The following is a 2423-nucleotide window of genomic DNA, read 5'->3' as shown; positions in this document are numbered from 1 at the left end:
TGTGCGGGGAAGCGACGTTGTTCGAGATGGGATGTTTCTTGAGCTGGTAGAGGACGGGACGGATCCGCTGCAGCAACTGGCATGCATTTTCTACTCGGACGTGACCAGAGAGTTTACGCTCGACTACTTCGATGACAGCGTGCCGGCGGCGATGCTGGAAGAGTTTGTCGACGCTGCTGTCCAACTGCTGCCGGAGAAAGTGGATGTTGAGGGAACCCAGCGGCCAGACTGGTCATTTTAGTCGCCGGGAGGGGGCTTAAATCGGCCCGTCATCCCGCGCGCAAACTAAAATTGTGTGCGTCACTACTCCATGGACCGTAACGCCATCGAGTGCCTCTCCTTCGAGCGCTTCGCCATCGTCCGTTATCAGCGCGCCTCCCAAGACTTTGGCGAAACAGCAGCCGCCGTCGAACGCCACCAGAACGGTATCGCCCTGCGCCGGCCGATACGATTTGTCGATCACGGCGTAGCCGGAATTAGTTTCGATAACCAGACTGTTTGCGCTGATGCTACAAGCAGCATAGACATTCAGGGAACCGCAACTACTTGAAACTAACGTTCCTCCTGATAATCTACCATAACAACAATTGGAATGAGGTAAATGCACTATGAAGATAAAATTCGCAATCCCAATATTATTACTATGTCCGTTAATTGATGCAGTGGCTAATGATATTAATTTCATGGGAAGAATAAGCAACCATAATTCAGAGGACAAATTTACTTCAGGATTATATTCTTCAAAATTTACATACGGTATGAGGGCAAATGCTGTTGTTCTTGCTGCAAGTGCTAACCCTCCTGATAACAATGGATATCCTATAAATGGATTTAATTACACTAAGGCATTATCTGGCTATGCAGATAGAGATTCTGTTGCGCTCTATGCCGATAACAACTCAATCCCATTCAAATCATGGGAGGAAATTAATATCGTAAATTATACAGCATCATCAGCAACTTCAAAAAATTTAGATGAGTCAAGAATAAAGCCAGGTATGTTTGTTGAGGCAAAATCAAAACCATCCTGGTCAGCGTACGTCGTATCTGTCGACAATAATAAAATTATAACTAATGGATGGGTTAATAATGAAAGCCATAGAATGGGAACGCCACCCAACGGGGCAAAATTGGTTATAAATCCAAATACAAAAATATGGGCCGCAAATTTCAATATTTTGCTGCATCCTGAAGGAAGAGCTAAAAGCGCAGTTATCCAAGAAAATGGATTGATTAACAATAATCAAAAAGATCCTAACACGGTAAATGGTATTGATACTGTCATATTGCCAGCATCAAAGTTTGGCGGAACTGCGGCATATATTGCAAGATCAGCCGTTAACGGAAATAGAATGCAGTGGAAACTAGGTTATGTTGCACAAGGTTCACAACGAGCTAACTTCTACAGCTCTGATTCTTCACCAACAAATAAAACAGCAGTTGGGTATATGGAGTCATCTTCCGCAGGAATTGGAATGGCATTCTCTGGAAGAAATAAAGATAGCGCCTTGGAGTTCAGGGATGGAGGTAAAATAAATACCAGATTTTCCCCTGATGGGAAACTTATGAAGATAACATACAAGACAAAGGTTATTGAAAATGATTGCAAGTTAGACCAGTCATATTACAAATATATAGTTAATTCAAAAAAACCTATAAATATTATTCTCCCTAAATCAGACAGCCTAAGTGATGGGTATACTGTAGAGATAGATAATTTTACAGGTGAAAAAATAACATACTCCGCAAATGCAAAATTAAATATATCAAAAAAGGTTAGCAATGTAGTACATGCTACTTTCACTAATAATGAATGGTTTATACTTTAGAAAAAAGGGTCCATATGGACCCTTTTAATATCACACTGCGGAGTTGCTTTTTGACACTAAGTATAACATAGCTGCTCCGTTAATTGAAAATAGTAACGGATTAACCGATCCCATAGCAATCCACCCACTGAACATAAATGATTTAATAAAAATCTTCTTTACTTTTTTGTTATTCCAGGACGAATCAGTGATTATAACCATTAAATATAATGATGCTATTAAAGAAATAAATCCAATAAATCCCACCTTCATTATCATGGATAATGCCTGTGACTCATATGTATACTTTGCATCCCCAACCCCTCTAACGAAGTCTGGAATATAGTAACCTAGTCCAAAACCAAGCAAAGGTTTTTCATTTATTTTTTTCAATATATTTCTGTTTTGGATATCACGCTCTATATCAGAACTCGCATTTGTATTGCTATCCATTCGAGATGAAACTATTTCATTTATCGCATCAGAAGACAATGAATAAATAACCCCAAAAAAAAGAACTGAAGCCAGCGCCAGAAAAATAATTTTTTCAATGTTAGCATTTATCAAAATTGATAGCAGTACCAATGCTATTGACATCGCCCAAAAGGCCCTTGA

At 39.8% G+C, this 2423-nt stretch carries 4 protein-coding genes; 2 read left to right on the top strand and 2 right to left on the bottom strand.

What is annotated here, in order from left to right; all coding sequences use genetic code 11:
* A partial coding sequence (locus ENGE1_RS26130; RefSeq protein ID WP_307655117.1) for a hypothetical protein occupies positions 1–241 on the top strand: 241 nt, incomplete at its 5' end.
* A gap of 15 nt (positions 242–256) precedes the next feature.
* Here ENGE1_RS26130 and ENGE1_RS26125 read toward each other — a convergent pair.
* Positions 257–463 (bottom strand): hypothetical protein, encoded by a 207-nt coding sequence (locus tag ENGE1_RS26125; protein WP_307655115.1) that lies wholly within the window; start codon positions 461–463, stop codon positions 257–259.
* 145 nt (positions 464–608) lie between these two features.
* Here ENGE1_RS26125 and ENGE1_RS28760 point away from each other — a divergent pair, with 145 nt between their 5' ends.
* Positions 609–1829 carry a hypothetical protein gene (locus ENGE1_RS28760; RefSeq protein WP_151206548.1) on the top strand — a complete coding sequence of 407 codons (1221 nt, stop codon included), beginning with the start codon at positions 609–611 and terminating at the stop codon, positions 1827–1829.
* Between the two features lie 30 nt (positions 1830–1859).
* Here ENGE1_RS28760 and ENGE1_RS26120 read toward each other — a convergent pair.
* On the bottom strand, positions 1860–2423 hold a 564-nt coding region (locus ENGE1_RS26120; RefSeq protein WP_409372181.1), incomplete at its 5' end, for an O-antigen ligase family protein.

The organism is Pluralibacter gergoviae ATCC 33028 = NBRC 105706 (genome assembly GCF_001598855.1).
Classification (GTDB): domain Bacteria; phylum Pseudomonadota; class Gammaproteobacteria; order Enterobacterales; family Enterobacteriaceae; genus Pluralibacter; species Pluralibacter gergoviae.
Note: the sequence above shows the minus strand (reverse complement) of the source record. Positions and strands in the feature narration are given on the sequence as shown.